The 3,234-nt window shown below is 39.6% G+C and carries 3 protein-coding genes; 2 read left to right on the forward strand and 1 reads right to left on the reverse strand.

Features of this window, described 5'->3' with window-relative positions:
- Window positions 1–254 precede the first annotated feature (254 nt).
- A complete protein-coding gene (locus tag H5968_RS24760) occupies window positions 255–707 on the forward strand; it encodes a DUF4332 domain-containing protein (RefSeq protein WP_187042056.1) in 453 nt (150 codons plus the stop codon).
- Between the two features lie 137 nt (window positions 708–844).
- On the opposite strand, the gene H5968_RS24765 is transcribed toward H5968_RS24760, so the two are convergent.
- Entirely contained in the window at window positions 845–1,459 is a 615-nt protein-coding gene (locus H5968_RS24765; protein WP_096569944.1) for a TetR/AcrR family transcriptional regulator, read from the reverse strand.
- 150 nt (window positions 1,460–1,609) lie between these two features.
- Here H5968_RS24765 and H5968_RS24770 point away from each other — a divergent pair, with 150 nt between their 5' ends.
- Window positions 1,610–3,217, forward strand: coding sequence for a pitrilysin family protein (locus H5968_RS24770; protein WP_187042055.1), 1,608 nt, complete (start codon window positions 1,610–1,612; stop codon window positions 3,215–3,217).
- Window positions 3,218–3,234 lie beyond the last annotated feature (17 nt).

The raw sequence follows: 3,234 nt of genomic DNA on the forward strand, positions 1-3,234 counted from the left end.
TGACTGGGGACTGGGGACTGGTGACTGGTGACTGGTGACTGGGGACTGGTGACTGGGGACTGGTGACTGGTGACTGGTGACTGGTGACTGGTGACTGGTGACTGGGTAATCAATTTTATATTTCCTAATTAACTATCAAATATCAATTATCACCAATTACCAATTACCAATTACCAATTACCAATTACCAATTACCAATTACCAATTACCAATTACCAATTACCAATTACCAATTACCAATTACCAATTACCCAATGACTACTAAACAGATAAAGATTAAAAGTAATAAAAGTGTCTTCAAACCTTGTGACTGGCCGATGGAAAATTTACCAGGATTAAGTCCAGAGGAACTTTTAAAATTGCAAAGTTGTGATATTAAAACTACACTGGATTTAGTTAAACAAGGGAAAACACCAGCAGCTAAACTTGCATTAGCAAGTAAATTACAAGTCAATCTTCAATATGTTCATAAATGGGTGGCTTTAGCGGATCTGGCACGTCTTCCCAGTGTGGGTACTCAATATTGTGGTTTATTGCTTCATGCGGGTGTCATTTCTGTTGTGCAATTGGCGGAAATTCCTAGCCATAAATTACATCAGCAAATTATGCGTTTGCAAGTAGCAACTTTTCAACGACGTGATTTATGTCCGGCTGTGGAATTGGTGCAACAATGGAGTCAGCAAGCAAAGGTAATTGGTAATTGGTAATTGGTAATTGGTAAATAATTATTCCCTATTTCCTATTCCCTTTTTACTGTCACCTGTCACCTGTCACTTGTCACCTGTCACCTGTCACCTGTCACCTGTCACCTGTCACCTGTCACCTGTCACCTGTCACCTGTCATCTACTCTTTAATTAACACACCATTTAAGAAAATATCAGCCAAACCTTCAGCCATCTGTTGCATTTCTTGGGGTGATGCGTTGGGTTCGATGAGGGTATTATCAGAAAAACCTGCGATCGCAAACATTCCCAAAAACACTTTAGCCACTAATTTAGCATCCATCTGGCGATAGATTCCTTTATCCATTGCCGTTTGAAAAAATGCTTCTGCCACATCTGTCATTTTATCAATGACTTCGGTTTGAATGCGATCGCGCAAATCTTGATGAAACTGCACTTCCATGAAACAAACTCGCATCATGTCCACATTTTTCCGCATATTCCACATTCTACGGCGCATTACCTGGGCTACAGCTTTATAACTACCCATTTCACTCAATTCTGTCAACAAATCTGTGAGAATTTCCACCCAGCCATTTGTCGCCACCTCTACCAAAATTGCCTTTTTATTGGCAAAATGACGAAAGAGCGTACCCTCAGCCACACCTGCGGCCTGTGCTAAATCACGGGTTGTAGTACCATCAAATCCCTGAGATGCAAATAACCGCTGTGCCGCCTGAAGAATGCGATCACGGGTTTGAGCTTCTGAGGGAGGGAGAGAATGAAAAACTCGCATAGTAGTTATTGCTATATCTCAGGAACACGACTTGTAGCAATATTGTCTAACATCAAATCCAAAAAGCGCAGAAAGCTTAATATAAGATTAACTCTCTGTTTGCTAATTAACCTAATTCTCAAGAAGTGTAAATTTACTTTAATTTTTGCTATGAAACAGTCGATTTGGGATTTTAGATTTGGAATTTTGGATTGGTTAAAGGATAAAACGAAAAAGTCTCCATTCTCCAATGTTATCAGTCGTCTGTTGGCAGTTGCTTTAGTGGTGCTGATATTTGGTGTGAGTTTCACTCCCCCAGCAGCTTTAGCATTGCAACCCCAGCAAACTTCCATTCAACCTTATTTAGATCGGGTGGTGAAGGAGTTAACAGAATTTACCCTCGATAATGGGCTGAAATTCATAGTTTTAGAACGACATCAAGCCCCTGTAGTTTCCTTTGTCACCTATGCTGATGTTGGTGGTATAGATGAACCTGATGGACAAACAGGAGTAGCGCATTTTTTAGAGCATTTGGCTTTTAAAGGTACAAAACGCATTGGTACAACAGACTATCAAGCCGAAAAACCATTATTAAACCAGTTAGAACAATTAGATCAGCAAATTAGAACCGCCAAAGCTCAAAATAAAACAGAAGACTTAGCAAAGCTACAAACTGAGTTTAAATCATTAGAAAATCAGGCTCAGAAGTTGGTTAAGCAAAACGAAATGGGTAAAATTGTTGAGCAAGCGGGAGGTGTAGGTTTAAATGCTACTACTTCTAGTGAAGCTACTCGTTATTTTTACAGTTTTCCCGCTAATAAGTTAGAACTGTGGATGTCTTTGGAGTCAGAGCGATTTTTAGAACCTGTTTTTCGGGAGTTTTATAAAGAAAGAGATGTAATTTTAGAAGAACGACGGATGCGTGTAGAAAATTCTCCCGTCGGTTTCATGGTAGAAAAATTTATGGATACTGCTTTTAAGGTCCATCCCTACAGAAGACCAGTAATAGGTTATGACGAAGATATCCGTAATCTTTCACCAGCAAATGTCAAACAATTTTTTGATAATTATTATGTTCCCAGTAATTTAACCATTGCTGTTGTCGGTGATGTTAACCCGGATGAGGTGAAAAGATTAGCCAAAATTTACTTTGGACGTTATCAGTCTAAACCTAAAGCACAGGCAAAAATTCCTTTAGAACCGAAACAAAATGAACCCAGAGAAATTACTGTAGAGTTATCTTCTCAACCTTGGTATTTTGAAGGTTATCACCGTCCCTCTATCACTGATCCTGATAATGCAGTTTATGACATTATGGCCAGTTTATTAAGTGATGGACGCACTTCCAGACTTTATAAGTCTTTGATTGAAAAACAACGGTTAGCTTTAGCTGCTCAAGGTCTGAGTGGTTTTCCTGGTGATAAATATGGGAATTTAATGTTATTTTATGCCCTGACAGCACCAGGACATACAGTTGATGAATTGGCGATCGCTCTCGGTAAAGAAATTGAAAAATTGAAAACAGAACCTGTATCAGCAACAGAATTACAGCGGGTGAAAACTCAAGCTAGAGCGGGTTTATTACGCAGTTTAGATTCTAATATGGGCATGGGGCAGCAATTATTGGAATATGAAGTCAAAACCGGCTCTTGGCGCAATTTATTTAAACAATTGGATGATATTGCTAAAGTTACACCTGCGGATATTCAACGGGTAGCTCAGGCAACTTTTACCCCAGAAAATCGCACTGTGGGTAAGTTGTTGTCGAAGCAAGGATAGGGACTGGGGACTGGGGA

Origin of the sequence: Sphaerospermopsis sp. LEGE 00249 (assembly GCF_014299995.1) — a bacterium.
In the GTDB taxonomy this organism is placed as follows: domain Bacteria; phylum Cyanobacteriota; class Cyanobacteriia; order Cyanobacteriales; family Nostocaceae; genus Sphaerospermopsis; species Sphaerospermopsis kisseleviana.